The organism is Neisseria sp. HMSC070F02 (assembly GCF_001814225.1).
GTDB lineage: Bacteria > Pseudomonadota > Gammaproteobacteria > Burkholderiales > Neisseriaceae > Neisseria > Neisseria meningitidis.
In genome coordinates, this window is sequence record NZ_KV815500.1 from 1 (window position 1) to 388 (window position 388).

A 388-nucleotide genomic window follows, 5' to 3' on the forward strand; every position below is an offset into this window, starting at 1 on the left:
CAATCAGTTGTTTGACGCTTCCGACTTGCGTTTCGTGAACCTGATGCAGACGGTTTTTCTCGGCAGTCCGCATATCCGCCGATTGGTTGCGGCGGTTAACCAAGGCTTCCAACACTTCTTCCGCTTCGGTGGGCGGTTGGTAGGGCATGGTTTGCGAATCTTCTTTCTGTGCCTTCATCTGTGCGAAGAAGGCGGGCATTTTGGCATCTTTGGCGTCGGTTTTGGTCAGCGGCTGCGATTGGGCAAACTGATGCGTCTGACGCGGGTTGGCGATAATCACGGCTATGCCTGCTCGGCGGATGGCTTTGGCGGCGGGGATTTCGAGACCGCCAGTACTTTCCGTCACGACGAGGGCGACCTTGTGTTTTTTAAGGTATTCGATAGTATG

General features: G+C 54.6%; 1 pseudogene. It reads right to left on the reverse strand.

From position 1 onward, the window contains the following. Positions 1–388 (reverse strand): annotated as a pseudogene (locus tag HMPREF2959_RS10245) (IS110-like element ISNme5 family transposase); the annotation flags it as partial.